This window comes from Streptomyces sp. MMG1533 (assembly GCF_001279775.1).
Taxonomy (GTDB): domain Bacteria; phylum Actinomycetota; class Actinomycetes; order Streptomycetales; family Streptomycetaceae; genus Streptomyces.
On sequence record NZ_LGDG01000222.1, the window covers coordinates 62,437 to 87,950 of the forward strand.

Here is a 25,514-nt window from a genome sequence, read left to right on the forward strand (position 1 = left end):
TTGTGCGCACGTACGTGAGAGGGGCCCGGAGGTCGAACCTCCGGGCCCCTCTCACGCTGTTCGGGTCACATCACCTCGCCGGTGCGGTGACCGCCCAGTCACCCGCGGGCAGGGTCTCGGTGCCGTCGGCCTTCACGCCGGTCACCCAGTAGTACGAGGTGGTCCCGCGCTCGGCACCGGTGTCGAAGTACTCGACGGAACCGGCACCGAGATCGGCGATCTTCTCGTACGCCCCGGTGGCCGGGTTCCAGCGGTGGACGCGGTAGCCGCCGACGGCCTCGGGGGAGTCCTCGCCGAGCCCGTACCAGGTCAGACGGTTCCCCTCGTCGCCCTCGGCCCCGGTCGCCTCCAGGGTCAGCGGCGAGCCCTCCGGCGTCGCCACACTCGGCGTGGTGTCGAGCTCGGTGGCGGTCACGACCTGGGCCTCGCCGGTCCACTTGAAGGTCGAGTTCCCGGCATCGTCGATGGCGTCGACGATGAAGCAGGTCTCCTCGCCGTCCGGGAGGAGGGTGTAGTCGTACGAGGTGGTGTCGGCCGACACGTAGTAGCCCGCGTGGAGCGAGCAGACCTGCTCCTCCTCGTCGCCGAGGAGATCACCCCGCCGGACCACGTAACTCTCCAGGTCGGCGGTCGGGTTCGCGTCCCAGCTCAGGGCGAAGCCGTACTCGGTCGGGGTGACGCTCAGCCCGGTGACGGCGGACGGCGCGGTGAGGTCCACGCGGCTGTCGCTGACGGCGGCGGACCGCGCGGACTCGTTGCCGGCCGCGTCGAGGGCGGTCACCCGGTAGTAGTAGGTGGTGCCCTCGACGGCCGAGGCGTCGAGGTAGGACACCTCACTCGTCGTGCTCCCGATCCGGGTGTACGTCCCCGCCGCGCTCGACGCCCGGTACACCCGGTACGACGCCGCCTCCGAGACCGGGCCCCAGCCGACCCGCAGCCCCTGCGACTCGGAGGCGGTGGTCAGTCCGGTGGGCACGGCGGGCGCGGTCCGGTCGACGGTGGTCACGACCTGGTCGGCGGTGCCGGTCGACTCGTTGCCCGCCTTGTCGTAGGCGCGGACCTCGTAGTAGTAGGTCGCTCCGGTGACCGGAAGGGTGGCGTCGGTGTACGTCGTCGAGGCGGTCGTCGTGAGCGGCGCGCTGCCGTAGGAGGCCCCCTTCAGCCGCCGGTAGACCCGGTACCCGGCGAGGTCCATCTCCTTGTTCTTCGCCCAGGTGACCTTGGCCATGCCGGTGGCCTGGTCGTACGTGACCGAAGTGCCCGTCGGAGTCAGGGGCTTGACCGTGTCGACGGTCACCGAAGTGCGGGGGGTGTACCCGAACTTGACGTTCGCGGTGCCCGTCCAGTTGACGAAGTCGACGCGCAGGGTGTGCTTGCCGGAGGGGATCGTGACGTTGACGGTCTTCGTGACCGTGGTCGACACGTTCTTCCAGAGGTCGACCTTGCGGACGTTGTCGAGATAGACGCGGATGCCGTCCTGCGCCTGGGCGGCGAACGAGAACGGACCGCCCGAGCCGAAGTCCCTCGTCACGGTCCAGCGGACGCCGAAGTTGTTCGACGGAAGACCGGAGGCCGGGACACCGGTGCCCCAGTTCTGGTCGATCGCGCTGTCGCAGTCGGTCTTCTTCGGCGTACCGGAGAAGGTGGTGTTCGCGAAGAACTGTCGCTTGAAGACCGGGGACGTGCAGGTCGTCGCGGCGGACGCCGGGGCCGCCAGGGCCGTGAGCAGGCCGCCGGCCGTCGCGAGGACGACCGCCGGTGCCGTGGCACGGGCGATGCGGTGCGTGCGGTGGGTCATGGTCAGGCTCCGCTCGGCGGGACCACGACGGCGGCGAGGCCGGAGAAGGCCTCCGAGCCGTCGGCGGCGACGGCCGAGATGACGTAGTGGCTGGTCGTGGCCGATGGGGTGGTGAGGTCGGTGTAGCCGCGGGCGTCTGCGGCCAGGGGTACGTCGGTGAGGCGGACGTACTGGCCGGCCGCGCGGTCCCAGCGGTAGACGTGGAAGCCGGCGGTGGTGCAGTCGGTGGCGGTGCAGGTCCACGAGAGCTTCGCGTGGGCCGACTCGTCCGCGGCGGCGGTCAGGGACCAGTTCGCGGTCGGCGCGGGCCAGTGCGACGGGGTGAGGTCGAACTCGTTGACGCTGACGTTGGCGACGTCGACGAGCGGGGAACCGCTGGTCGTGTAACGGGAGTTGTTGTACGTGTCCACCGCGTCCACGAAGTAGACCCAGTACTCGTCGTTCGGCACGTTGAGGTCGGTGAACGTGGTCGTCCCGGGCGGGAGGGTGGCCATCCACTCGTGGTTGCCGCCGTCGGCGGGGGCCCGGTGCACGATGTACCGGGCGAGGTCCGGGGCGGGGCTCTCGTCCCACTCCAGGACCGTGCCGTACTCCGTGTTGGTGTGGGTGAGGCCGGTGACGGCCGGCGGCGGGGTGGTGTCGCGCAGGCCCGCCTGGACCGTGGCCGAGGGGGCCGACTCGCGGCCCGCGCTGTCGACGCTGGTGACGTAGTACCCGTAAGCCGTTCTCGCCGCGGCGGAGTAGTCCGTGCAGCCGTACTCCGGGTAGTAGTCGGACTCGTTGCCCACCCGGTACGTCTCGCAGGTGACCAGGGCCGGGACGGCGTCCGCGTCGGACAACTCCCAGCGGTAGGCCCGGTACTGCGTGGGCGCCGCCTTCGACGTCTTCCAGCGCAGGGTGATCCCGGTCTCCTCCGCGTTCGTGCCCGGGGAATCCATGGTGGGCACGGCAAGCGGCCGGGCGAGGGGGACGACCTGCGAGGTGGCGGTGTTGCCGGCGGCGTCCTTGGCGACGACCTTGTAGTACGAGGTCTCCCCGTAGGGCGCGGTCTCGTCGGTGCGGCTCGACCCGTAGGAGACGCCGAGCTTCTCGTACGTCCCGTCGGCGGACGCGGCCCGGTAGACGTCGTACGTCACGCCGTAGGTGTCGTCCTGCCAGTCCAGCTCGACTCCGAGCACCGGGTCGTCGGTCGCGGACAGGACCGGCGTCAGCGGGGCCGTCCTGTCGACGGTGGTGACGAGCTTGTCGGCGCTGCCCGCCGATTCGTTACCGGCCTTGTCGACGGCGCGGACCTCGTAGTAGTACGCGGCACCGGTCGGCGCGAGCGTCTCGGTGAACGAGGTGCCGGTGACCAGGTCGCCGCCGCTGACCTTGCGGTAGTCCTCGGTGCCCTTCAGCCGCCGGTAGACCCGGTACCCGGCGAGGTCCATCTCCTTGTTCTTCGCCCAGGTGACCTTGGCCTTGCCGGTGGCCTGGTCGTACGTGACCGAAGCACCCGTCGGGGCGAGCGGCTTGACCTTGTCGACGGTCGCCGAGGTGCGGGGCGTGTAGGCGAAGGAGACGTTCGCGGTCCCGGTCCAGTTGACGAAGTCGACGCGCAGGGTGTGCTTGCCGGAGGGGATGGTGACGTTGACGGTCTTCTTCACCGTCGACGACACGTTCTTCCAGAGGTCGACCTTGCGGACGTCGTCCAGGTAGACGCGGATGCCGTCCTGCGCGGAGACCGGCAGGGCGAAGGGCCCGCCGGAGCCGAAGTCGCGCGTCACGGTCCAGCGGACGCCGAAGTTGTTGCTCGGCAGTCCGGAGGCCGGGGCGCCGGTGCCCCAGTTCTGGTCGATCTTCGCATCGCAGTCGGTCTTCTTCGGCGTACCGGAGAACGTGGTGTTCGCGAAGAACTGTCGCTTGAAGACCGGGGACGTGCAGGTCGTCGCGGCGGACGCGGGGGCGGTGACTGCGGTGAGCAGGCCGCCCGCGGTGGCGAGCACGACGGCGGTCGCGGCCACCGTGGTCGTGCGTCTGGCTGGGTTCATTCGGTCCTCTGGTCGTGATCGGAGCTGCGGAGGCAGCCGCAGTGATCACGACTCGTGAGGAATCGAGTTGGTTGTACGGATCTTTGCCCTCCCGAGGGGGTCCATTGAATGGAGGGTCCGTAAAGAGTGTTTGGAGAGGTTTCCGCCATGTCTTCACATGCAAAGCGGAGCGTGGCGTTGCGCACTCGTTAAGTGGTTCCGCTTGACGCTGGGGGAGGCTGACGCGTTGGCTTTTCAGTCACACGGGCAGCAAGTTGCGCCCGCGTCCGAAAGGCAACACCAGAAGTGAGCTCCCCCATGCGTCGTATCGCCGTATCCGTGGCCGCGTCCACGATGACCCTCTCGCTGGCCGCCTGCGGCGCGCTCGGGGTGAGCGGGAGCGGCAGCGAGGCGAGCCCGACCAAGGGGAACGACATCACGGTCGGCGTGCTGCTGCCGGAGAAGACGAACACGCGGTACGAGGAGTTCGACTACCCCATCATCAAGGCGAAGGTCGCCTCCCTCACCGAGAGCAAGGGCAAGACCGTGTACGCCAACGGCGAGGCGGACGCGGACAAGCAGGCCAGCCAGATGCAGCAGATGATCGACGACCAGGTCGACGTCATCCTGCTGGACGCCGTCGACTCGCACGCCATCGCCGACACGGTGCAGAAGGCGAAGGACGCGGGCATCCCGGTCATCGCCTACGACCGTCTGGCCGAGGGCCCGATCGACGCGTACGTCTCCTTCGACAACGAGCTGGTCGGCGAGGTCCAGGGCCGCTCGATCATCGACGCGCTGGGCGAGAATGCCGACACCTCCGACAAGATCGTCATGATGAACGGCTCGCCCACCGACCCGAACGCCGCGCAGTTCAAGGCGGGCGCGCTCTCCGAGCTGGAGGGCAAGGTGACGATCGCCGAGTCGTTCGACACCAAGGGCTGGAGCCCGGAGGCCGCCCAGGCCAACATGACCGAGGCGCTCGACAAGATCGGCAAGAGCAACGTCGCCGCCGTCTACTCCGCCAACGACGCGATGGCCGGCGGCATCATCAAGGCCCTGGAGTCGGCGGGCGTGACCGAGCTGCCGCCGATCACCGGCCAGGACGCGGAACTCTCCGCCGTGCAGCGCATCGTCTCGGGCGAGCAGTACATGAGCGTCTACAAGCCGTACCCGCAGGAGGCCGAGGCCGCCGCGGAGATGGCCGTGGCAAAGATCCAGGGCAAGGACATCAAGTTCGACGCCCTCGCCTCCGACCACGTGGACAGCCCCACCGACAAGGACGTCTCCGCCCAGCTGGTGCCGGTGGTGGCCCTGACGAAGGACAACATCAAGTCCACCGTCGTGGCGGACGGCATCTACAAGGTGTCCGACATCTGCACCGGCGACTTCAAGTCGGACTGCGCGGCGATCGGCCTGAAGTAGCCCCACCCCCCCCCCCGCAACGCCGCCCCCGTGCCCGGCCTGTCAGTCGGTGTCCGTGACGTACCGGATCAGGGCGGCGAGGCCGGCGGGGGCGGTGGTCAGGATGACGTGGGGGGTGTCGCTCTCGCGGAGGCGGATGGTTCCGTCGGGGGCGGTGGCCAGGTAGAGGCACTCGCCCTGCGGGCCGCCGCTGAACGTCGACTTCTGCCAGGTGAGTTCGGGCATCCGGGCCTCCTCAAAGGGTGTACAGCACGTGCTGGATGAGGGCCAGCGAGTCCTTCACTGAGTGTGCTTCCGGGGCCAACGATACGTCGATGGGGGCGAGGGCGTGCTCGGTCAGGCGCTCGAACAGGGCGTTGTACTGGGTCAGGCCGTCGCGATCGCTCAAGTACCGGAATCCGGAGGGGTATTCGAGGACGACAGTGCCGAGTTCGGGAACCTCAGGGATGGCATGGACGAAGTTTCCGGTAAGGGCTGCGTGCGGCTGAGAGGTGAACGGGTAGATCTGGACGGTCACGTTGGGCAGTCGGGCCAGTTCGGCGAGGCGGAGTAGCTGATCGCGCAGCACCTCGGCGCCGCCGAACCGCATGTGCAACGCGGACTCGTGGATGACGGCGTGCACGGAGGGCGGATTCTCGCGGGTAAGGACGTGCTGCCGTTCCATACGGAACTTCAGGGTGTCCTCGATGTTCTCGAATCCCAGGTCAGGGCTGGTGAAGAGGGCTCGGGCGTAGTCGGCCGTCTGGAACAGGCCCGGGATGAGCAGCGTTTGGTGCAGCCGAAGCGTGACGGCGCCTGCCTCCAGTTCCGCCAGGTTCAGCGGCCCCTGCTCCATGGGCTTCTTGTAGGCGGTCCACCAGCCCTTGCCGGTCGCCTCGGACATGGCGACGAGGGCCGAGACGTAGGTCTTATCTTTGCATCCGTAGAGATCGCACAGTTCGCGGAGCCGCTCCGTCAGGATCGTGGTCTTCGCCGTCTCGATCTGGCTCAGTTGGGCCCGCCCCATGCCGATCCGCTCGGCGACCTCTCCCGCACTGAATCCCGCTTGTTCGCGCAGTTGTTTGAGTTCGTAGCCGAGTCGCCGCTGGCGTTCGGTGATGGTGGTGCGCAGTCCCACGGGTAACTCCTTGTTCCAGTCGCCCAAAGTCTCCCTGGATCAGGGGAGTTCGTCCATCGATCCGGCGAACAGCTTGAAAAATGTAAACCTTGACCTCTACCGTGAGTGCAGGATCAGTCACGTAGCGAGACCATCCAGCTCTCCCCTGCCCATAAGCCGAAAGAGCACCCGTACCGGGCACCGCCATCGCCGGGCAGCACCCCTCGTACCCAGGAGCCCCCATGGATCCGGCCCGCCACCCCGTCGCCCATCGCCCCACCCAACTCGCCTACGAATACAGCCTGTTCGCCCCCGCCGACGCCACCGCACCCCGTGTCTGCCGTGACTTCGTACGTGCCGTCCTCTTCACCCACGACCGTGAACCCCTCGTCATGCCCGCCGCCCTGTGCACGTCCGAACTCGTCACCAACGTCCACCTGCACACCAAGGGCACCGCCATGCTCCGCGTCCGCCTGACCCCGGCCCGCTTCCATGTGAGCGTCTTCGACGAGAGCCCCGACCCACCCGTCGTCACGCACCCCGCCGCCGGGGCGGTCGCCTGCTGGGGGAGAGGGCTCGCGCTCGTCGCGGAGATGGCGGACACGTGGGGTGTCGCCGCCGAGAGGGCGGGGCGGTTCGCCAAGGGGGTGTGGTTCGAGTTGGGCGGGAATGGTGGATCGTTCCGTCCTCGCTCGAACGGGTGAACTGGGGTCATTGCCCCTGGTCAGCCGAACAGTCGTACCTACCGTGATCGCGTTGCTTGTGCCCCAAGCACACCCAGCCCACACTTGAGGAGGTGATGCTGCCATGACCGCTCTTGCGCACGAGAGGCCCGAGACCATGACCGAGATCAGGACCGAGCCTCAGCCCTTGTCCGAGAACGGGCCCAGCCTCGACGAGGTTCTGTGGCAGGTATGGAAGGCGATCGAACTCCCCGAGGGCTACCGCGCTGAGATCATCGAGGGAGCCATCGAGGTGTCGCCCACCGGACGCTACTCACACAGCCAGATCGTCTTTCTGCTCAAGGAGCAGCTGGGGGACTTTCTGAGAGGTGGGGACTTCGCCGCCAGGAACGATACGAACATCATCCATGAAGCGCGCGCATGGGTGCCCGACATGCTCGTCGTCGCCCGGGACACCGAGCGCTATGTGACGGACGACGGGATCGGTCTGACGGCCGCTGCCGTCCGAGTCGTCTTCGAAGTCGTCTCTCCGGGCACGCGGAGTCAGGACCGCGATCGCGTGAAGAAGCGCCGCGAATACGCCCGCGCCGGCATCCCCGTCTACGTCACCATCGACGACTACGACGGCCAGGGCGCCGTCACCCTCTTCACCGGACCGCGCCCCGATGAGGCCGACTGGGAGGACATCCACCGTGTCCCCTACGGCACCGACGTCACCATCCCCGAAGGCCCCGCCAAGGGCTTCGTGATCGGGGAGACGATCACGGGCCCGAAGCGGGGCTGAGCGTGCCGGGCCTCAATACCGGGGCGGGTCACGCCACCCGTGTGAACTCCACCGTCACTTCCGGCAGCCCGCCCGCCACCCCCCGGTACACGCCCTTGTGCGGGGTGACGTCGTCGTAGTCCCGGCCGCGTCCGACCACCACGTGGGACTCGTCGGCCCTCGTGCGGTTGGTGGGGTCGTAGCCGCACCATTCGCCCGCCCAGTACTCGACCCAGGCGTGGCTCTGGCCGGCGACGGGGCGGTGGAGTTCCGCCTCGCGTTCGGGGTGGAGGTAGCCGGAGACGTAGCGGGTGGGCAGGCCCAGGCCCCGTAGCAGGGCGAGCGTGACGTGGGCGATGTCCTGGCAGACGCCCGCGCCCTGTTCCCAGGCCTCGGCGGCGGAGGTGGTCACCCCGGTGGAGCCGGGGAGGTAGGAGACCCGGTCGGCGACCAGGGCCGAGACGGTGGCGGCCGTCTCGTGCGGGTCGAGGCCGGCCGCCGCGTCCCTCGCCTGCTCCACCAGCTCGGCGGGGAGCGTCGTACGGGGCGTCTCGCCCGCGAACTCCAGCAGGCGGGAGCGTGCGGTGTGGGCGGCGACTTCCGGCCAGGACGGCGGCTGGGGGAGAGGGTCCGGGGCCTGGGTCTCGACGAGGCTGGAGGCGGTGATGGTGAGGTCGGCGTGCGGGTCCATCAGGTCGAAGCCGGTGACCTGGGTGCCCCAGTAGTCCCAGTACGACCAGGTGGTGGCCGTCGGGCTGATGGTGACCCGGGAGTCCAGCGTGGTCTGGCCGGGCAGGGTCAGCGGGGTCATGCGGACCTCGTTGTGCGAGGAGACCGCGGCCTGGGCGTAGGAGACCCGGGTGACGTGCCGGATGCGCAGGCGGCGCATGCCCTCGGTGGTCATCGTCGTCATCTCAGGCTCCTTCTTGGGCCCACTCCACGGGGCCCTGGTAGGGGAAGAACCGCTCGGCCACCCCGTCGGCGGAGGCCATGCAGGCCTGCTGCAAGTCCCGTAGGAGGTGGGGCAGTTGGTCTTCCAGTGCCTGGGAGTCCAGGTACTCGAGGCGGGTGCGCATCCGGCCGATCGGTCGGCGTGCCGGGTCCTGACGGGGGCGGCCGAGCGCCGCCAGGCACTCCTCCGCGGTCGTCAGGGCATGCAGCGCCGAGCGCGGGAACTCCCGGTCCAGGAGCAGGAATTCGGCCACGCGCGGGGTGTCGCCGAAGCCGCCGTACACGCGCGCGTACGCCTCGTCGGCGCCGCTCGCGCTGAGCAGTGTCGGCCAGTCGGGTGCGTGCGCCGCGTCCAGCACGCGCACGGACAGCAGCCGTACGGTCATGTCCACCCGTTCCAGGCTCCGGCCCAGGACGACGAAACGCCAGCTGTCGTCGCGGCTCATGGTGGAGTCGGCCAGGCCGAAGAAGAGGGCCGCCCGGCGTCGTACCAGTTCCAGGTACGCGTACGGGCCCGTGCGGCGCGCGGCCAGCCGCTGGTCGGCGAGGGCGTGCCAGGTGGAGTTGAGGCACTCCCACATCTCGGAGGACACCGCCTCGCGGGCACTGCGGGCATTCAGCCGGGCGGCGCCCAGCGCGCCCTCGATGGAGCAGGTGGAACGGGCGTCGAAGGCCAGCTGGTCCAGGACCTGTTGCATGTCGACGCGCTGGTCGCCAGCGTCGACGCCGAGGATCGCGTACAGCGACCGGCAGGCCACGTCCTCGTCGCGCCAGGGGTCCTCCAGCATGCGGTGCAGGTAGGCGTCGAGGATGCGGCCGGTGGCGTCGGCCCGCTCGACATACCGTCCGGTCCAGGTGAGGGACTCGGCTATCCGGGACAGGATCACGTCGTTCACTGCTGCTGCGCCCCTTCCTGTACGACGGTGGGGGTGCCGTCGGGTCCGAGCTGGCGGGGAGCCACGTCGGGCAGCGCGCCGGCGCTCACCGGGGCCGGCTGCTGCGCGGGGCCCTCGGCCAGCACCCAGGTGTCCTTGGAGCCGCCGCCCTGGCTGGAGTTGACGATCAGGTTGCCCTCCTGGAGGGCGACCCGGGTGAGGCCGCCTGGCAGGACCCAGACATCGTTGCCGTCGTTGACGGCGAAGGGACGCAGGTCTATGTGGCGCGGAGCCATGCGTTCGCCCGCGAGGGTGGGGGAGGTGGACAGGGCGACGGGCCGCTGCGCGATGAAGCCGCGGGGGTCGGCGATGACGGCCTCGCGGGTGCGGTCGAGGGTCTCGCGGTCGGCCTTCGGGCCGATGACGATGCCCTGGCCGCCGGCTCCGTCGACCGGCTTGATGACGAGCTGGTCGATCTGGTCGAGGACGGCGTCCAACTGGCCGGGTTCGTCCGGCCGGAAGGACTCCACATTGGGGAGAATCGGTTCTTCGGAGAGGTAGTAACGGATCAGGTCAGGGACGTACGTGTAGAGCAGTTTGTCGTCCGCGATGCCGTTGCCGACGGCGTTGGCGAGGGTGACGTTGCCCGCGAGGGCGGCGCCCATGATGCCGGGGCAGCCGATCACCGAGTCGGGGCGGAAGTGGAGCGGGTCGAGGAAGTCGTCGTCCAGGCGCCGGTATACGACATGGACGGGTACCTCGCCGCGGGTCGTCCGCATCCACACCCGGTTGCCGCGGCAGGCCAGGTCGTGTCCCTCGACCAGCTGCACGCCCATCAGCCGGGCGAGCAGGGCGTGTTCGAAGTAGGCGGCGTTGCTCGGCCCGGGGGTCAGGACGACCACCCGCGGGTCCTGGGTGCCGTCGGGCGCGGCGGCCCGCAGGGCGGCGAGCAGGCGCTGGGCGTACCCGTCGACGGGCACGACGTGCTGTTCGGCGAAGAGGGACGGGAAGATCCGGGTCATCGCCCGGCGGTTCTCGATGACGTACGAGACCCCGCTGGGCACGCGCACGTTGTCCTCGAGGACGCGGAAGTCCCCGGCCTCGTCCCGGACGAGATCGATGCCGGCGACGTGGATGCGTACGCCTCCCGGTGGCTCGACCCCGTGGGCCGCGCGGTGGAAGTGGGGGGAGTTGAGGAGCAGCCGCCAGGGCACGACACCGTCCTCGAAGGCACGGGCGGGCCCGTAGGCGTCGGCGAGGTAGGCCTCCAGGGCCCTGACTCTCTGGCTCACCCCGCGTTGTATGAGATCCCATTCCAGGGCGTCCAGGATCCTGGGCACGAGGTCCAGCGGCCAGGGTCGCTCCTCGCCCGCGAAGGCGTAGGTCACCCCTCGGTCGGTGAACGCCCTGGCCATCTGGTCCGCCCGGAAGCGAAGTTCACTCGGTTCGATCGGCTGAAGTGCAGCCAGCACCGGCTCATAGGCGGTCCTGACCTCACCCGGCCGCTCAAACATCTCGTCCCACGCGTCGGCCAACGCGTATGCGTCAAATATGTCCGCCATGGCCCGACGTTAGAGGCGGGACGTAACACGACGATCACTCGGGGATTTCCGGGAGCTCACGCGAAATCGGGGCGGGTCCCGGGCGGGGACGCAGCGGGGCCGCAGTGGAGGCGTGGCGGAGGCGTGGCGGAGGCGAGGGGCGCGGGCCCGGGGGCCGGAGCGGCGGTGCGGTGCGGCGGTGGCGGTGCGGGTTCCGCGCCGCCCCCGGCGGGTACGGAACACCACCATCAGCTTGTTGCAACCCGACTGGCGGAGGCGTGGAGTTAGTGGGACATACCGGGGTTTTCTGCCTGCCGCGAGGGGGTCAGCCGTGTTGCGGAGAGGGTCGGGTCCGCGCATAGTTGCGCTGCGGAAGACGCTGGAACCGGGGGTGGGATGGGCGATGGCCGGGCACGGGGCGGAGGAGCATCCACACGGTGCCGACCGACTGTGCGAGGCCGGGGACCGCGTGTATTCCCGGGCCGTGCGGCGGGGCCGCGTGCCGCGCGGGGATGCCGAGCCGGTGCCCTGTCTGCTGGAGCTGGCCCTGTTGCATCCGGACCCTGACGACATGGCGTGGCTGGTGCCCACGGCCCCCCAGGAGGTCATGACGCGGCTGCTGCGCGGGCTGTACGACGAGGTCAGCGCCGGCCAGCGGCGGGTGGGCTCGGCGGTCGCGGCCTTCGAGTGGTACGCCGGTCTCGGCGGCCCGCAGCCACAGGCGGCCGCCGCCGAGGGCAGCGCGATCCGCGTCCTCGACGGCCTCTCCCGCATCCAGGCCGCGATGGACGAGGCGACGGAGGCGTGCACGGCGGAGGTCCTCACCGTCCAGCCCGGCGGCATCCGTCCCGAGCACGAGTTGACGGAGGGCCTGCACAGGGCGTTGGCGCTGCGCGGCCGGGGCGTTCGCATGCGCGATCTGTACACGCACGTGGCCCGGCACGGGCAGGGCCTGCTCAACTACCTGGAGCTGATGGGCGGCACGGTCCAGGCGCGGACGCTCGACGAAGTGATCGACCGGCTCATCCTCTTCGACCGCACGGTGGCCTTCATCCCGGCGAACGCGGACCGCACACTCGCCCTCGAACTACGCCACCCGGCGCTGGTGGAGTACCTGGTCACGGTCTTCGAGCGCCTCTGGCGGCTCGCGATCCCGCTGACCGCCCCCCTCCCCGACACCGGCATCGAGGGCATCTCGCACCGCGAGCAGTCCATCGCGGCGCTGCTCGCGGAGGGCCACCAGGACGCGGTGATCGCGGAACGGCTGGGGATAAGCGTCCGGACCTGCCGGGCGCACATCGCGCGGTTGTCGGAGACGCTCGGCGCCGCCAGCCGTACCCAACTGGGCGTCCGCATCGCCCAGGTCGGCCTGGACGGCGCGGCGCGTCCGGCCGACGTCGGGTCGGGGCCGGGCTCGCTCACGCTTCCTGATCAAGGATCCCGGACCGTCCGATGAGGTAACCGAGCTGTGCCCGGCTCTCGCTGCCGAGCGTCGCGGCGAGTTTGGCGATGTGGACGCGGGCGGTGCGGATGTTCATGCCGAGGCGGTCGGCGATGACGGCGTCGGTGTGGCCCTCGACGAGGAGGGCGGCTATGGCGCGCTGGCGGGGTGTGATGCCGTTCAGGGTGGGCTGCTGGACGGCCTCGGGGTGCATCGGGGTGGCCAGGCGCCAGAGGCGGTCGAAGGTGGTGGCGAAGAAGTCGACGAGCGCCGGATGGCGGACTTCCAGGGCGAGTTTGCGGTCCTTGCTCGCGGGGACGAAGGCGACGCTCCGGTCGATGACGATCAGCCGCTCCGGGACCTCGTCGAGGGTGCGCACTTCGACATCACCCGCCAGGTACTCGTAGTGGGCGAGCACCGCGGGGTCGTGGCGCGTGGTGTGCTGGTAGAGGGTGCGCATGCGGCAGCCCCGGGCGAGTACTTCGCGGTCGCGGCGCAGCGCGATGCTCAGGGCGGTGGCGGGGCGCTTCCCGCCCGGCTGCACGGTGAGCACCTCGTCCTGGGCGGTGTTCAGGGCCTGTTCGATGACCGTGTTGATCTGGTCGAGCCCGCTGAGCAGCCTGATCACGGGGTTGCCCAGCGACACGGCGTCCGGGACGGCGGCCTCCAGAAGCGGGGTGAAGGCCTCGACCAGCCGCTCCTCGTGCCGCCTGCGGCGGGCGACGCCCTCCTCGATGGCGAGCACCAGCCGCGGCAGGGCCAGGGCCGGAGCGACGGGACGCATCCAGCGCGGATCCACGACGTCCGGCTGCAGCAGACCCGAGTCGACCACGCAGGGCAGGGAGTCGGCCCTGTGCGAGGCGACCCGGCCGTCACGCAGTGCGGTGTCGTACAGGCTCAGGCCCGCCTCACACACTTCCTCCGTCGCGTGCCGGTGGCCCTCGGTCATGGCTGTGTGTCTTCCTTCGATGCCGAGTGATCCTGGTTCAGGATCCCCGCCTGGGCGATGAGGAACCCGAGCTGCGCCCGGCTCCCGCTGCCCAGTGCCGCGGCCAGCTTGGCTATGTGGGCCCGGCAGGTGCGGACGTTCATGCCCAGTCGCCGGGCGATGGCCTCGTCGACATGGCCCTCGATGAGGAGCTTGGCGATGGATCGCTGGACACCCGTGATGCCCTCGGGCGTGGATTCGTACGGGACCTCGTCCAGGAGGGGGGTTGCCCGCTGCCAGAGTTGTTCGAAAACCTTGATGAGGTACTGCACGAGACCGGGGTGACGCAGTTCCAGGGCCACCGTCCGGTCGTCCTGGGCGGGGATGAAGGCGACGGTCGTGTCGCAGATGATGAGCCGCTCGATGAGTTCTTCGAGCGTGCGGATCTCGACCTTGGCGCCGGCCATCTTGTCCATGTACGCGTAGGTGCTCTGGCTGTGCCGGACCGTGTGCTGGTACAGGGTGCGCACGGAGATGCCGCGCTCGATCAGGGGCTTGCTGCGCTTCAGGGCCTGGCTGAGGATGTGCTCCGGCCTGCTGCCGCCGGGCTGGACCGTCAGGACCTCGGTGCGGGCCTCGGCGATCGCCACGTCGAGTGCCGAGTGGATCCGGTCGATGCCCTCCAGCACGGTGATCGCGTGCGTGGTCGCCGGTTTCTGGGCACCGATGTCCAGGAAGGGCTGGAAGGTGTCCGCGAGGTCGAGGGTGAGCCGGCGACGGTCCTGGATCTCGCGTTCCAGTGGCTGGAGCTGTTGGGCCAGCACGACGGACGGCGGAACCGGGCGCAGCCACTGGGCGTCATCCGGATCGGGATGGAGCAGCGCGAATTCGAGCAGACACGGCGCGGGCTCGACCTCGTCTCGGGAGACGCGTCCCGTGCCGAGGGCGGTGGCATAAATCCGCGCACCTTCCGCACATAGGTCGGCTATGCCATGCGGATGTGTCCCATTTGCGCTCTTCGATGGCAAATCTCCACCCCCCAGGGTCCTGAACGTGCAGGAACATGATGCATCGCATGTGTGGCATTGACGTGCCTGAATGAGCCATCGTCTTGTTTCACGGGGGAGAGGAAGCCATCAAGTGAGGACGAAGCCGACTATGAAAAAGAGAATGCTTCGCTCGGTGCTTGCCACTGCCTTCGTTGTTGCGCTGGCCAGCGGTGCGGCCGGTCCTCTCGACGTCGGCTGGGCGAGTCCCACCGCAGAGACCAGCACGGCTGCGGTGAAGGACGTCGGCTGGGCGACCGTCGCCGGTGTCAGTGACGACGTCGGTTGGGTGGTCACCGCCGGCGCCAGTGACGATGTCGGCTGGTCCACCCCGGCAGGCGCGGACGCATGACCACCCCACCCGACGACCGCTCCTTCCGCCGCGAAATGGCCACGGCCTACCGCTCCGGCTGGCACTTCATCGACCTCGTCACCGCGATCCCCCACGCCGGTGACTCGCTGATGGTGACCGTCTTCGGTGAGCCGGTCGTCGTGACGCGCGACGAGGACGAGGACGTACGGGCCTACCGGTGCCTGAGGCGGCCCCGGGGCGCACCGCAGCCTGTGCGGTGTGCCATTCGGTACGGAATGATCTTTGTGAACCTGGACCAGCGGGACCATCGACTGGTGGAGCCGGACGCTCCGCCCGTAAGGACCATCTCAGCCACCCCCCGCAGTGCCTGACGCGATTCCCCCGTCGTAACAGATCGCTCAGGTGCTTCCCCCCGCAGCGGCGTCACCGTGACCTGAACACGGTGACGCCGCTGCAGTTTTGCGGGACATTTCCGGGTATCGGGCGAATCGACGTGTGGCCGAAAGCAGTCGATCTTGCGTGCGGTGCGGGTCTCGGCGGGTCTCGAAGACCGACCGTCCAGTCTTTTTTCCGCGCCCGGTCTCCCGCCGCTCAGCCCCGCCCCATCGCCCGTGTGAGCTCGATCTCGATCACCACGCGCGTCGGGTTCGGGCGCGGCGCCCGCCCGTAGCGCTCCTCGAAGCGGCGCTCCGCCTCCGCGACCTGTTCCGTCTCCGTGCGCACGAACGCCCGGCCCTCCAGCGTGGCCCAGCGGCGGCCGTCGACCTGACAGGCCGCGACCCGGGCGCCCGCCGGGCCCGCCGCCAGGATGTTGCGCACCTTCGTGCTGCCCTTGTCCGCGATCACCCGAGCAAGTCGGCCCTCGGGGTCGTATGTCACCCCGACCGGTACTACGTGCGGGCTGCCGTCCGGGCGTGGTGTCGTCAGGGTGCACAGGTGCCGTTCGCGCCAGAAGCTGAGGTACGACGCGTCCGGGGCACCCGGGTCCTGGGGATATGCGGCCATGGTCCGGAACTTAACCGCTCCGGTCCTCCCGCGGACCACCTTGAGTGGCATAGACTCAAGTTTGTGTACGGTGACTGAGTCAGAGTTACGGGACGGCCGACGACAAGGACGCCCAGGAGGAGGAGACAGAGAACGTGGACGCCGAGCTGACCAACCGGAGCCGGGACGCCATCAACGCGGCCGGCAACCGGGCCGTGACCGAGGGGCACCCCGACCTCACCCCGGCCCACCTGCTCCTGGCGCTGCTTCAGGGGCAGGAGAACGAGAACATCGTCGATCTGCTGGCCGCCGTCGACGCCGACCAGGCCGCCGTGCGGGCCGGCGCGGAGAAGGCGCTCGCCTCCCTGCCCAGCGTGACCGGGTCCACCGTCGCGCCCCCGCAGCCCAACCGCGAGCTGCTCGCCGTGATCGCGGACGCCGGCGAGCGGGCCAAGGAGCTCGGCGACGAGTACCTCTCCACCGAGCACCTGCTGATCGGCATCGCCGCGAAGGGCGGCCCGGCCGGCGACGTACTCTCCGGGCAGGGGGCCACGGCGAAGAAGCTGTCGGAGGCCTTCCAGAAGGCAAGGGGAGGACGCCGCGTGACCACCGCCGATCCCGAGGGCCAGTACAAGGCCCTGGAGAAGTTCGGAACCGACTTCACCGCCGCCGCGCGGGAGGGCAAGCTCGATCCCGTCATCGGACGGGACCAGGAGATCCGGCGGGTGGTGCAGGTGCTGTCCCGGCGGACCAAGAACAATCCCGTGCTCATCGGGGAGCCGGGCGTCGGCAAGACCGCCGTGGTCGAAGGGCTCGCCCAGCGGATCATCAAGGGCGATGTGCCCGAGTCCCTCAAGAACAAGCGGCTCGTCGCGCTCGACCTCGGTGCCATGGTGGCGGGAGCGAAGTACCGCGGTGAGTTCGAGGAGCGGCTGAAGACCGTCCTCGCGGAGATCAAGGACTCCGACGGGCAGATCATCACCTTCATCGACGAGCTGCACACCGTCGTGGGCGCGGGCGCCGGCGGGGACTCCGCCATGGACGCCGGCAACATGCTCAAGCCCATGCTCGCCCGCGGTGAGCTGCGCATGGTCGGCGCCACGACCCTCGACGAGTACCGCGAGCGGATCGAGAAGGACCCGGCGCTGGAGCGCAGGTTCCAGCAGGTGCTGGTCGCCGAGCCGACCGTCGAGGACACCATCGCGATCCTGCGCGGGCTCAAGGGGCGGTACGAGGCCCACCACAAGGTCGTGATCGCGGACAGCGCGCTGGTGGCGGCCGCGACGCTCTCCGACCGGTACATCACCTCCCGCTTCCTCCCCGACAAGGCCATCGACCTGGTCGACGAGGCGGCGTCCCGGCTCCGTATGGAGATCGACTCCTCGCCCCTGGAGATCGACGAACTCCAGCGCGGTGTCGACCGGTTGAAGATGGAGGAGCTCGCGCTGGTGAAGGAGACCGACCCGGCCTCGCGCGAGCGGCTGGAGCGGCTGCGGCGCGATCTCGCCGACAAGGAGGAGGAGCTGCGGGGCCTGACCGCCCGCTGGGAGAAGGAGAAGCAGTCCCTCAACCGCGTCGGTGAGCTGAAGGAGAAGCTCGACGAACTGCGCGGCCAGGCCGAACGGGCCCAGCGCGACGGCGACTTCGACACCGCCTCCAAGCTGCTGTACGGCGAGATCCCCACCCTGGAACGGGACTTGGAGGCCGCCTCCCAGGCCGAGGAGGAGGCCGCCAAGGACACCATGGTCAAGGAGGAGGTCGGCGCCGACGACATCGCCGACACCGTCGCCGCCTGGACCGGCATCCCCGCCGGGCGCCTCCTGGAGGGCGAGACGCAGAAACTCCTGCGTATGGAGGAGGAGTTGGGCCGCCGCCTCATCGGGCAGACGGAGGCCGTGCAGGCGGTGTCGGACGCGGTACGCCGCACCCGCGCCGGCATCGCGGACCCCGACCGTCCCACCGGCTCCTTCCTCTTCCTCGGCCCCACCGGCGTCGGCAAGACCGAACTCGCCAAGGCGCTCGCCGACTTCCTCTTCGACGACGAGCGGGCGATGGTCCGCATCGACATGAGCGAGTACGGCGAGAAGCACACCGTCTCGCGGCTCGTCGGCGCGCCTCCCGGCTACGTCGGCTACGAGGAGGGCGGCCAGCTCACGGAGGCGGTGCGGCGGCGGCCGTACAGCGTCGTCCTGCTCGACGAGGTCGAGAAGGCGCATCCGGAGGTCTTCGACATCCTCCTCCAGGTGCTGGACGACGGCCGCCTGACGGACGGCCAGGGGCGCACGGTCGACTTCCGCAACACGATCCTCGTCCTGACGTCCAACCTGGGAAGTCAGTTCCTGGTCGATCCGGTCACCAGCGAGGCGGAGAAGAAGGAGCAGGTACTGGAGGTGGTCCGGACCTCCTTCAAGCCGGAGTTCCTCAACCGCCTCGACGACCTGGTCGTCTTCTCGGCCCTGTCGAAGGACGACCTCAGCCGGATCGCCCGCCTCCAGATCGACCGCCTCGCGGCGCGCCTCGCCGAGCGGCGCCTCACCCTGGAGGTCGGTGACGAGGCCCTGGCCTGGCTCGCGACCGAGGGCATGGACCCGGCGTACGGCGCCCGCCCCCTGCGCCGCCTCGTCCAGACCGCCATCGGCGACCGCCTCGCCAAGGAGATCCTCTCCGGCGAGATCAAGGACGGCGACACGGTCCGGGTGGACGTGTTCGGGGACGGCCTGATCGTGGGTCCGGCCACCGGAAAGACGCTGTAGTACGTCATGAGCCGTACGCCGGGTACTCGGCGTACGGCTGCCCCGGTGACCGGATCGAGTCAGCCGACGGCTGACAGACTCGCCGGGGCTTGCCACCCCCCTCCCCGCATGGGGGAGGATGGCGGGATCCGTACGAAGGGAAAATCACGGTGACCATCGACCCGTCCTCGATTCCGAACTTCGGGGGCCAGCCCGAGCCGCAGCCGCAAGGACCGGCGGGCCCCGTCGTCCCGGATCAGGACCTCGTGAAGCAGCTCCTCGACCAGATGGAGCTGAAGTATGTCGTCGACGACGAGGGTGACCTCGCGGCGCCGTGGGAGCAGTTCCGTACGTACTTCATGTTCCGCGGTGAGGGTGACCAGCAGGTCTTCTCGGTGCGGACGTTCTACGACCGGCCCCACAAGATCGACGAGAAGTCTCTGCTGCTGGAGTCCATCGACGACTGGAACCGCCGCACCCTGTGGCCCAAGGTCTACACGCACACCCATGACGACGGCACCGTCCGCCTGATCGGCGAGGCGCAGATGCTGATCGGCACCGGCGTCAGCCTGGAGCACTTCGTCTCCTCCACGGTCAGCTGGGTACGGGCCGCCATCGAGTTCGACAAGTGGCTCGTCGAGCAGCTCGGCCTCGAGCAGGAGGTCAACGAGGCGGAGAAGCCCGAAGAGGACGAGTAGGGCTGCAGGGGCGCGTTCGCGATCACGACCGATCACGCGCCGTAGGCGAACGAGAGCCCGGCCAGGGCGCCGACCACCACGGTCGCGTGCCAGGGCCGGGCTCTCGCCGTCCGGGGGCTCCGCCCCGGACCCCGGGCCTATGCGGCAAGCGTCTTCAGACGCGTCACCGCCTCCTCCAGCACCCCCGTCTGCTTGCAGAACGCGAAGCGGACGAAGGGGGCGCCCGCCTCCCGGTGGTCGTAGAAGACGGCGTTCGGGATGGCGACGACGCCCGCCCGCTCGGGCCCTCCGCGAGCCCCGTCGCCAGCAGGTCCCGCTTGGCGAGCATGTCGTCGCGGAACCCGCTGAAGTAGCTGTCGGGAAGGGCGAGCGCCTCGGCGACGGCGTACTGGAAGGGCCCCGACGCGACGTACGTCAGGTATTGCTTCGCCGAGCGCACCGCGCTGACCAGCGCCGGAGCGGCCGTCACCCAAGCGACACCTTGTTCGTGCACTCATTCGTGTGTCGTGCGTACCGCCGGGCTCGGTGACACGGCGCTGTCCGCCGTATCCTGACCACACACGGGAAGGAGCAGTCCATGAGTGTCGACGCGATCGTGCACACCGAGTTCCCCAAGGGGTACACGGTCCTGTTCGGGGCTGACGGAAAGGTGATCATGACTCCGCAGAGCTTCGAGCACTCCAACACGATCAAGTCGATGCAGTACGACACGATCGTGTCCCTCGGGCGCCATGCGAAGACCGCCTCCGACGTCTACATCGACTTCCCCGCCGACGAGAACTCCGCCCCCGACCTCGCGATCCTGCGTGAGGACGCACGCAAGGAAGGCAAGCGCTACAGCTTCGAGGACGTCCTGCTGATCTCCGAGGTCGTCTCGACCTCCTCCGCGCGCAAGGACTATGACGACTGCACCGCGAAGTACGGCCGTTACGGCATCCCGATCTACCTGGTCGTGGATCCGTACGCCCAGGAAGTCGTCCTCCACACCCAGCCGACCGCCACGGGGTACATCGCGGCACACACGCACAAGTACGGCACGGGCAAGCTCCCCATCCCCCTGGCCGACGGCCGCACGTTCACCCTTGACCTCGACGAGCTCCCGCGCCCAGAGCCCGAGGCGGACGCCCGCTGACGAAGAACTCCCCACTGCGGCCAGGCCCGTGCCGTCGGCACCGCCGTCGTCGGACGTGGTCGTTCCTGGTCGGGGCAACGGCTGGGATGACCTGGCCTTTCGCCGATCGGGATCGGCCAGGGGGCGTGCGGTTCTGTGCAGTGAGTCCGTGCGACGAAGTCCGGTTCGCCGTAAGGATTCGAAGCCGCGTTTGCTGCGGGCGACAACCACCACGTACTGCCCTGAGGTAGCGGGCCCGCTCGTCCTCGGCCGAGTTGCCGGCCCCGGTTCGGCGATAGCGTGGCACGGCAACGACTGCTGCAGACAGGTGGACGAGATTTCATGCGGATGCGGTTCGAACCCGGGGCCGAGGAGGAGTTCGAGGCGGCGCGTGGGCTGCTGGTCGACCGCCTGGTTCGGTGGGCCGGGGAGCAGGGGCTGCCGGTGGACGGGTACATGGCCGAGACGGCGTTGGACTACCGGCACCTGGCGACTGCCGACGGCCGACTGGGGCTGTGGGAGTCGCGCCATGTGGAGGAGCTACTGCTCTCCTGGCTTCCCCAGCAGGTCACCGAGCTTCCCGGGGAGGAACGCGCCGACACTCCGGGCACACTGCGCACGCTACTGCGCTATCTGCACGCCGCGCAGTTGGCGGACCCGCGCGGCCCCTCACTCCAGGATTCCCTTGCCGCGGTCGACAGGGTCGCGGAACAGCATCTGGCGGCGATGACGGACCGCACTCGCTGGGGATTGGCGAAGTTCTGGGCGATGACGGCCGCGGCGCAGGGCGTGGACGTCCAGAACGGGGCGGCGTTTCAGCGCTTCGCGGACCGGGCGCAGCGCGGGGAGGTCGCCTACGATCAGCAGGCTCTCGCCGCGATCATGGAACGGCGGCTGACCGGCCGCGCGCTGTCCGGCGTGGCCCGGGCCGAGCCGCAACTGCCCGTGATGCTTCCCCCGGACGACGAACTGCGCCGACGGGCCGAGACGTCGACGACCGTCGCGCAGTTGCGCGGACTCGCCGGATGGGCGGGGCAGGGCGGCCGCCCGGTGACGGCGACGGGACGGCTGCGGATGGCGGAGGCCCGCGAGCTGGTGGACGGACTTGGCACCGGCGACAGGATTGAGGGGGTGCGCTCTTCGGCCGACCTGCCGCGGCTGGGACTGCTGGTGGAGTGGGCGAAGAAGGCACGGTTGGTCCGCGTGGTCAAGGGGCGGTTGTACGCGGTGGCCAAGGCCCGGCCGGTGCTGGCCGACCCGCTCCAGCTGTGGCTGCGCGCCTTCGACGCGTGCTTCGAGCTGCGGCAGGCCCTGATCGGGGCACGCAGCGGCTGGCACGTCGAGTCGATGCTCTTCGACGTCTACGAGCACATCGTGGACGACGTGCTGAACACGCTCTACAGCCTGCCGTACCCGATGCCCTGGCCGCGGCTGCGCGACACCGTACACCTGGCTTATCGGACCTCTTTCCAACTCGACGCCGGGTTGGACCCTCAGCACCGGATGTGGTTCGAGCACGCCGACCGGGACCTGCGCGCGGTGCTCGACCTGCTGGACGACCTGGGCGCGATCGAGCGTGACCGTGGGATGGCCGATCCGGTGTTCCTCGACATCGACCTCTGCGATGCCGGTCCCGAGCCGCTCGCGGACATGCCGCCGGAGCTCGCGGAGCTGCTGGGCGTCGTGGGGGCGGCAACGGACCCGGTGGCGCGGGAGCGTGCCGATGCCCGGCGAGAGGAGCTGACCGCCGGGCCGGTCGAGCTCGTCCGTCTCACCGAGCTCGGTACCCGGGCCGTACGACAGCGGTTGCTGGCGGCCGGCAGGGACGCACCGTTGGTCGGTGAACTGGCCCAGGCGCCGGCGGCCGGCCTGCTGGGGGTGCTGGCCGAGGACTACGACCCGGACGCCGCTTGCACGGAGCTGGCTGGCTGGATCACGGCCCGCGGCGAGCGGGAAGGTGCCCTGCGGCAACTGACCGACGCCGTAAAGACCATGACCTTCCGCACGCGTGCACAGGCGATGCTCGACGTGCTGCTGGCGGCGTTGCCGGACGGTGAGGGCGAGCGGCTGCTGCGCACGCTGCGGCGAGACACACAGCTGGCGCCGCTGGCGCTGAACGCGCTGGCGCATCGTGAGTTGCTGTCCCCAGAGGACATGACCGATGCAGAGTCTCTGCTGGTGCTCGCCGAGAGCCTGCTTCAGTTCGTGGAGTTGGCGGGCGGCGGGGACGGCGCCGAGGAGACGCTGCGCGCCCAGGGCTCCCAGGCCAGGGACGCGGTTGCCGCCGCGTTGGACTCCGCGCACCCGGACCGGGCCGGACTCGACGAGCTCAGGCAGCTGGCGGCCCGGGCGCTGGATACCCACGGCGCCCGCGTCGGCCGCGCCCGGAAGGCTCGGCGCTCCTCTGTCAAGAGCGGCCGCAAGCGGCGCCGCTGACCGGGCAACACCGCCTGCCCCCAGGCACCGGGTGCGCTGGCACTGGCACGGAGCCGGGCGGAGTGAAACCGATGGGTCCCGGCGTCGTACGTCCCCGTTGGCGCGTTACCGTCGGGGTCGTGGTTGAGGGATGGGGCGAGGACGGGCCGCAGGCCCTACGTGGCGCGCTCCACGCGCAGGACGGAGTGGCGTTGCTTGCGGCTTTGCGTCGTGGACCTGTGCGTGAGGTGCTGCAGCTGGCCGGCGATGGTGTGGCCGGGGCCGCGGAGCAGGGCCTGCCGGGGGGCTGCGGAGATGGCGGCCTTGTTTCTCGGCGCGCTCCAGGAGCGCGGCTTCCGGGGCGATGAGGAGCTGGCGGACCGGTTGCGCGCGGCCACGGGAGACGCGGCGATCCCCCTCCTGCGCCCGCTCGCGGTCGATCTGGAGATGCTCGCCATGCTGCTGGAGGGCGACCCGGCCGAGTCCGGTGGCCGGATCGATCTGTCCACCGGGGAGTGCCGGCCTGGTTTCACCGATGAGCTGGGGCCTGGGCCCGAGGCCGAGGAGGACGACGATCCTGAGCGATGGCTGTACGTGCCGGCTCTGGGGTCCCGGGCCGGTTACCGGGACATGGAGCTGTTCATCGAAGAGGTTGAGGACGCCGCCCCTGCCGACAGGCTCCGGATCGCCGTCGGTGGGCGGGGCGCCTTCCGGCGCTTCAAGGACGTCCTCGCTGGTGACGAGTGCTCCTGGAGCCGGTACCACCGGTTCCGCGATGAGCGACAGCGCGGCCGGGCCCGCGCCTGGCTGGCCGAGGAGGGCTACTGCCCGCACATCACCTTCTTCGTCGAGCCCAGCTAGGGTTCGTATCCTTCGGGGCCGGTATGACCCTTTGCTGCCCCTGTCCTGCATGATCTGGGGGCGCTGTCACCGGGCCCAGCGGCGCCGGTTGATCGCTGATGGAAGCGTGTCCGCCGACAGGGGGGGGCTGCGTGAGATGACTGCCGATCACCGGTGTCCCGGTCGACCAGGCGGCAGTGGAGTGAGGGTGCGCGGCGGCTCGGAGCCACCAGGCCGTGTGGCCGGTACATATGCAGGTACGTCTGTGGCTGTCAGGCGGCCAGTGCCTTGAGCCGGGCCGCCGCCTCTTCGAGCACGCTTGTCTGCTTGCAGAACGCGAAGCGGACGAAGGGGGCGCCCGCCTCCCGGTGGTCGTAGAAGACGGCGTTCGGGATGGCGACGACGCCCGCCCGCTCGGGCCTCCGCGAGCCCCGTCGCCAGCAGGTCCCGCTTGGCGAGCATGTCGTCGCGGAACGCGCTGAAGTAGCTGTCGGGGAGGGCGAGCGCCTCGGCGACGGCGTACTGGAAGGGCCCCGACGCGACGTACGTCAGGTATTGCTTCGCCGAGCGCACCGCGCTGACCAGTGCCGGAGCGGCCGTCACCCACCCCACCTTCCAGCCGGTGAACGAGAACGTCTTGCCGGCCGAGCCGATCGAGACCGTCCGCTCGCGCATCCCCGGGAAGGTGGCGAGGGGCACGTGCTCGGCCTCGCCGAAGACCAGGTGCTCGTACACCTCGTCCGTCACCACGAGCAGATCGCGCTCGACGGCCAGCTCGGCGATCGTGGTGAGCTCCTCGCGGGTGAGGACCGTGCCGGTCGGGTTGTGCGGGGTGTTGATCAGCAGCAGCCGGGTGCGGTCGGTGACGGCGGCGCGCAGCTCGTCGAGGTCGAGACGGAAGCTGCCCTCGTGGGGGCGGAGCGTGACCGGCACGCGCGTGCCGCCCGCCATCGCGATGCAGGCCGCGTACGAGTCGTAGTACGGCTCCAGGGCGACCACCTCGTCACCCGGCTCGACCAGCGCCAGCAGCGTGGCGGCGATCGCCTCCGTGGCGCCGGCGGTGACCAGCACCTCGGTGTCCGGCTCGTACGACAGGCCGTACCGGCGTTCCTGGTGCGCGGCGATCGCCGTACGCAGCTCGGGGATGCCCGGACCCGGCGGGTACTGGTTGCCGCGGCCGTCGCGCAGCGCCCGTACGGCCGCCTCCCTGACCTCTTCGGGCCCGTCCGTGTCGGGGAAGCCCTGACCCAGGTTGATCGATCCGGTCTGCAGGGCCAGGGCGGACATCTCGGCGAAGATCGTCGTCCCGAACTCGGCGAGCCGGCGGTTGAGGAGGGGGCGTGCGCTGGAGGTCATGCCGGTCATCCTGCGCCCAAGCTCTGGACTTCCTCAACTCTGCTTTGGCCGGTGGAGCAGAGGGGCATCTCCACGGCACGCACCAAGCGAGGCGCCCACGGGGGGCCGCTTCGGGGGAATCGGAAGGAGGGTGACGCCATGGTCATCGGCATCATCCTGGCTGTTGTCTGCTTCATCCTGGTCGGGCTGTTCGTCTCCACCGCCAGGAATCGTCGGCGGCACACGGTACGGCCCGTGGGCCGTGGCGGCGGGGGCCGCCGGTCGTCGAGCGGCAGCAGCCACAGCAGCGGCTCCAGCGACAACAGCTGGTGGGTCGCGGGCGGCCTCGTCACCGGTGACGGCGGCTCGGGGTCGTCCGACAGCGGTTCGTCGCACGACGGCGGCTCGTCCGGCGGGCACTCCTGCGGGGGCGGGTCGTCGTCCTGCGGAGGCGGCGGATCCTCCTGCGGAGGTGGCGGGGGCGGATGCGGGGGAGGCAGCTGACACGGGGCAGCTGAGCTCCCGGAAGG

At 69.8% G+C, this 25,514-nt stretch carries 22 protein-coding genes and 2 pseudogenes; 12 read left to right on the top strand and 12 right to left on the bottom strand.

Features of this window, described 5'->3' with window-relative positions:
• Positions 1 to 70: 70 nt before the first annotated feature.
• Positions 71 to 1,798, bottom strand: a complete 1,728-nt coding sequence (locus ADK57_RS25320) for a fibronectin type III domain-containing protein (protein ID WP_053751855.1) — start codon at positions 1,796 to 1,798, stop codon at positions 71 to 73.
• A 2-nt stretch (positions 1,799 to 1,800) separates the two neighbouring features.
• Positions 1,801 to 3,828 (bottom strand): fibronectin type III domain-containing protein, encoded by a 2,028-nt coding sequence (locus tag ADK57_RS25325; RefSeq protein ID WP_063786001.1) that lies wholly within the window; start codon positions 3,826 to 3,828, stop codon positions 1,801 to 1,803.
• A 297-nt stretch (positions 3,829 to 4,125) separates the two neighbouring features.
• Between ADK57_RS25325 and ADK57_RS25330 the strand changes: the two genes are divergently transcribed.
• Positions 4,126 to 5,232 (top strand): sugar ABC transporter substrate-binding protein, encoded by a 1,107-nt coding sequence (locus ADK57_RS25330; protein WP_053751857.1) that lies wholly within the window; start codon positions 4,126 to 4,128, stop codon positions 5,230 to 5,232.
• Between the two features lie 42 nt (positions 5,233 to 5,274).
• On the opposite strand, the gene ADK57_RS25335 is transcribed toward ADK57_RS25330, so the two are convergent.
• Both ADK57_RS25335 and ADK57_RS25340 read right to left on the bottom strand, forming a co-directional pair.
• Positions 5,275 to 5,457: a DUF397 domain-containing protein gene (locus ADK57_RS25335; protein WP_053751858.1), complete on the bottom strand. Its 183-nt coding sequence runs from the start codon at positions 5,455 to 5,457 to the stop codon at positions 5,275 to 5,277.
• A 10-nt stretch (positions 5,458 to 5,467) separates the two neighbouring features.
• Positions 5,468 to 6,349, bottom strand: coding sequence for a helix-turn-helix domain-containing protein (locus ADK57_RS25340; protein WP_053751859.1), 882 nt, complete (start codon positions 6,347 to 6,349; stop codon positions 5,468 to 5,470).
• Between the two features lie 221 nt (positions 6,350 to 6,570).
• On the opposite strand from ADK57_RS25340, the gene ADK57_RS25345 reads away from it, so the two are divergent.
• Together ADK57_RS25345 and ADK57_RS25350 are read left to right on the top strand one after the other, a co-directional pair.
• Positions 6,571 to 7,032, top strand: a complete 462-nt coding sequence (locus ADK57_RS25345) for an ATP-binding protein (RefSeq protein ID WP_053751860.1) — start codon at positions 6,571 to 6,573, stop codon at positions 7,030 to 7,032.
• A gap of 103 nt (positions 7,033 to 7,135) precedes the next feature.
• On the top strand, positions 7,136 to 7,795 hold the full coding sequence (locus ADK57_RS25350) for a Uma2 family endonuclease (protein WP_053751861.1): 660 nt from the start codon (positions 7,136 to 7,138) through the stop codon (positions 7,793 to 7,795).
• A gap of 28 nt (positions 7,796 to 7,823) precedes the next feature.
• Here the strand turns inward: ADK57_RS25350 and ADK57_RS25355 are convergent, their stop codons facing one another.
• Genes ADK57_RS25355 through ADK57_RS25365 form a run of 3 tightly spaced genes read right to left on the bottom strand, consistent with a single transcriptional unit; the run spans position 7,824 to position 11,162 of the window.
• The gene (locus tag ADK57_RS25355; RefSeq protein WP_420711896.1) at positions 7,824 to 8,687 is read right to left on the bottom strand and encodes a transglutaminase family protein; all 864 of its coding nucleotides are present in this window, start codon (positions 8,685 to 8,687) and stop codon (positions 7,824 to 7,826) included.
• A gap of 1 nt (position 8,688) precedes the next feature.
• Positions 8,689 to 9,621, bottom strand: a complete 933-nt coding sequence (locus ADK57_RS25360; protein WP_053751862.1) for an alpha-E domain-containing protein — start codon at positions 9,619 to 9,621, stop codon at positions 8,689 to 8,691.
• A complete protein-coding gene (locus ADK57_RS25365; RefSeq protein WP_053751863.1) occupies positions 9,618 to 11,162 on the bottom strand; it encodes a circularly permuted type 2 ATP-grasp protein in 1,545 nt (514 codons plus the stop codon). Before ADK57_RS25365 ends, ADK57_RS25360 begins: the two co-directional genes overlap by 4 nt.
• Before the next feature lie 382 nt (positions 11,163 to 11,544).
• Between ADK57_RS25365 and ADK57_RS25370 the strand changes: the two genes are divergently transcribed.
• On the top strand, positions 11,545 to 12,597 hold the full coding sequence (locus ADK57_RS25370) for a helix-turn-helix transcriptional regulator (RefSeq protein WP_053751864.1): 1,053 nt from the start codon (positions 11,545 to 11,547) through the stop codon (positions 12,595 to 12,597).
• On the opposite strand, the gene ADK57_RS25375 is transcribed toward ADK57_RS25370, so the two are convergent.
• Both ADK57_RS25375 and ADK57_RS25380 read right to left on the bottom strand, forming a co-directional pair.
• Complete coding sequence (locus ADK57_RS25375; protein ID WP_053751865.1) at positions 12,560 to 13,531, bottom strand: helix-turn-helix transcriptional regulator; 972 nt, start codon at positions 13,529 to 13,531, stop codon at positions 12,560 to 12,562. The two genes, ADK57_RS25370 and ADK57_RS25375, sit on opposite strands and share 38 nt — an antisense overlap.
• Entirely contained in the window at positions 13,528 to 14,538 is a 1,011-nt protein-coding gene (locus tag ADK57_RS25380) for a helix-turn-helix transcriptional regulator (protein WP_078973327.1), read from the bottom strand. Before ADK57_RS25380 ends, ADK57_RS25375 begins: the two co-directional genes overlap by 4 nt.
• A 154-nt stretch (positions 14,539 to 14,692) precedes the next feature.
• Between ADK57_RS25380 and ADK57_RS25385 the strand changes: the two genes are divergently transcribed.
• Complete coding sequence (locus ADK57_RS25385) at positions 14,693 to 14,908, top strand: hypothetical protein (RefSeq protein ID WP_234390413.1); 216 nt, start codon at positions 14,693 to 14,695, stop codon at positions 14,906 to 14,908.
• Positions 14,905 to 15,240: a hypothetical protein gene (locus ADK57_RS25390; RefSeq protein ID WP_053751867.1), complete on the top strand. Its 336-nt coding sequence runs from the start codon at positions 14,905 to 14,907 to the stop codon at positions 15,238 to 15,240. The genes ADK57_RS25385 and ADK57_RS25390 overlap by 4 nt, the downstream gene beginning before the upstream one ends.
• 220 nt (positions 15,241 to 15,460) lie before the next feature.
• On the opposite strand, the gene ADK57_RS25395 is transcribed toward ADK57_RS25390, so the two are convergent.
• On the bottom strand, positions 15,461 to 15,874 hold the full coding sequence (locus ADK57_RS25395) for a pyridoxamine 5'-phosphate oxidase family protein (RefSeq protein WP_053751868.1): 414 nt from the start codon (positions 15,872 to 15,874) through the stop codon (positions 15,461 to 15,463).
• A gap of 134 nt (positions 15,875 to 16,008) precedes the next feature.
• On the opposite strand from ADK57_RS25395, the gene clpB reads away from it, so the two are divergent.
• A complete protein-coding gene (clpB, locus tag ADK57_RS25400) occupies positions 16,009 to 18,606 on the top strand; it encodes an ATP-dependent chaperone ClpB (protein WP_053751869.1) in 2,598 nt (865 codons plus the stop codon).
• A 149-nt stretch (positions 18,607 to 18,755) separates the two neighbouring features.
• The gene (locus ADK57_RS25405) at positions 18,756 to 19,283 is read left to right on the top strand and encodes a YbjN domain-containing protein (RefSeq protein ID WP_053751870.1); all 528 of its coding nucleotides are present in this window, start codon (positions 18,756 to 18,758) and stop codon (positions 19,281 to 19,283) included.
• A gap of 137 nt (positions 19,284 to 19,420) precedes the next feature.
• Here ADK57_RS25405 and ADK57_RS25410 read toward each other — a convergent pair.
• A pseudogene (locus tag ADK57_RS25410) lies at positions 19,421 to 19,761 on the bottom strand (aminotransferase); the annotation flags it as partial.
• Positions 19,762 to 19,860: 99 nt separating this feature from the next.
• Here ADK57_RS25410 and ADK57_RS25415 point away from each other — a divergent pair.
• The 3 genes from ADK57_RS25415 (at position 19,861) to ADK57_RS25425 (ending at position 23,670) form a co-directional block, all read left to right on the top strand.
• The gene (locus tag ADK57_RS25415) at positions 19,861 to 20,415 is read left to right on the top strand and encodes a Uma2 family endonuclease (protein ID WP_053751872.1); all 555 of its coding nucleotides are present in this window, start codon (positions 19,861 to 19,863) and stop codon (positions 20,413 to 20,415) included.
• A gap of 321 nt (positions 20,416 to 20,736) precedes the next feature.
• The gene (locus ADK57_RS25420; protein WP_234390414.1) at positions 20,737 to 22,830 is read left to right on the top strand and encodes a hypothetical protein; all 2,094 of its coding nucleotides are present in this window, start codon (positions 20,737 to 20,739) and stop codon (positions 22,828 to 22,830) included.
• Positions 22,831 to 23,124: 294 nt separating this feature from the next.
• Complete coding sequence (locus ADK57_RS25425; protein WP_234390415.1) at positions 23,125 to 23,670, top strand: UPF0158 family protein; 546 nt, start codon at positions 23,125 to 23,127, stop codon at positions 23,668 to 23,670.
• Between the two features lie 251 nt (positions 23,671 to 23,921).
• On the opposite strand, the pseudogene ADK57_RS25430 reads toward ADK57_RS25425, so the two are convergent.
• A pseudogene (locus ADK57_RS25430) lies at positions 23,922 to 25,014 on the bottom strand (aminotransferase class I/II-fold pyridoxal phosphate-dependent enzyme).
• A 129-nt stretch (positions 25,015 to 25,143) separates the two neighbouring features.
• Here ADK57_RS25430 and ADK57_RS25435 point away from each other — a divergent pair.
• Positions 25,144 to 25,488 (top strand): hypothetical protein, encoded by a 345-nt coding sequence (locus ADK57_RS25435; protein ID WP_053751873.1) that lies wholly within the window; start codon positions 25,144 to 25,146, stop codon positions 25,486 to 25,488.
• Positions 25,489 to 25,514 lie beyond the last annotated feature (26 nt).

Bases quoted from the DNA above. Each gene is read 5' to 3' on its own strand.
- ADK57_RS25320 (WP_053751855.1), bottom strand. From the start codon at position 1,798: ATGACCCACCGCACGCACCGCATCGCCCGTGCCACGGCACCGGCGGTC.
- ADK57_RS25325 (WP_063786001.1), bottom strand. From the start codon at position 3,828: ATGAACCCAGCCAGACGCACGACCACGGTGGCCGCGACCGCCGTCGTG.
- ADK57_RS25330 (WP_053751857.1), top strand. From the start codon at position 4,126: ATGCGTCGTATCGCCGTATCCGTGGCCGCGTCCACGATGACCCTCTCG.
- ADK57_RS25335 (WP_053751858.1), bottom strand. From the start codon at position 5,457: ATGCCCGAACTCACCTGGCAGAAGTCGACGTTCAGCGGCGGCCCGCAG.
- ADK57_RS25345 (WP_053751860.1), top strand. From the start codon at position 6,571: ATGGATCCGGCCCGCCACCCCGTCGCCCATCGCCCCACCCAACTCGCC.
- ADK57_RS25350 (WP_053751861.1), top strand. From the start codon at position 7,136: ATGACCGCTCTTGCGCACGAGAGGCCCGAGACCATGACCGAGATCAGG.
- ADK57_RS25355 (WP_420711896.1), bottom strand. From the start codon at position 8,687: ATGACGACGATGACCACCGAGGGCATGCGCCGCCTGCGCATCCGGCAC.
- ADK57_RS25365 (WP_053751863.1), bottom strand. From the start codon at position 11,162: ATGGCGGACATATTTGACGCATACGCGTTGGCCGACGCGTGGGACGAG.
- ADK57_RS25370 (WP_053751864.1), top strand. From the start codon at position 11,545: ATGGCCGGGCACGGGGCGGAGGAGCATCCACACGGTGCCGACCGACTG.
- ADK57_RS25375 (WP_053751865.1), bottom strand. From the start codon at position 13,531: ATGACCGAGGGCCACCGGCACGCGACGGAGGAAGTGTGTGAGGCGGGC.
- ADK57_RS25390 (WP_053751867.1), top strand. From the start codon at position 14,905: ATGACCACCCCACCCGACGACCGCTCCTTCCGCCGCGAAATGGCCACG.
- ADK57_RS25395 (WP_053751868.1), bottom strand. From the start codon at position 15,874: ATGGCCGCATATCCCCAGGACCCGGGTGCCCCGGACGCGTCGTACCTC.
- ADK57_RS25415 (WP_053751872.1), top strand. From the start codon at position 19,861: ATGAGTGTCGACGCGATCGTGCACACCGAGTTCCCCAAGGGGTACACG.
- ADK57_RS25420 (WP_234390414.1), top strand. From the start codon at position 20,737: ATGCGGATGCGGTTCGAACCCGGGGCCGAGGAGGAGTTCGAGGCGGCG.
- ADK57_RS25425 (WP_234390415.1), top strand. From the start codon at position 23,125: ATGGCGGCCTTGTTTCTCGGCGCGCTCCAGGAGCGCGGCTTCCGGGGC.
- ADK57_RS25435 (WP_053751873.1), top strand. From the start codon at position 25,144: ATGGTCATCGGCATCATCCTGGCTGTTGTCTGCTTCATCCTGGTCGGG.